1 protein-coding gene is annotated in these 263 nt (G+C 70.7%); it reads right to left on the bottom strand.

The genetic code is table 11. From position 1 onward, the window contains the following. Positions 1-88 precede the first annotated feature (88 nt). Positions 89-263: TOBE domain-containing protein (locus ACV229_RS40925; RefSeq protein WP_448088711.1), on the bottom strand; the 175-nt coding region annotated here is incomplete at its 5' end.

The raw sequence follows: 263 nt of genomic DNA, 5'->3' as shown, positions 1-263 counted from the left end.
CGCGCGCGCGGGGGCCGCGGTCGCGGCCACGGCGCCGGTCGACACCGGCGCGGACGGAGTGGAGGCAGGGGTTCTCATCGCGTCTGCCTCATTGCGTCAGGACCACGCCGCTCGCCGGCGACCACGACACGAACACGTCGTCGTTGTACGCGGGTGCGCCGTCGTGCATCAGGTGCGAGCTGGACAGGTTCGACACCACCGTCTTGCCGCTCGGCAGGCGCACGTGGTACAGCGAGTAGCTGCCCATGTACGCGATGTCGGTG

The organism is Burkholderia sp. MR1-5-21 (assembly GCF_053427715.1).
This window is presented reverse-complemented; position numbering and strand designations above follow the sequence as displayed.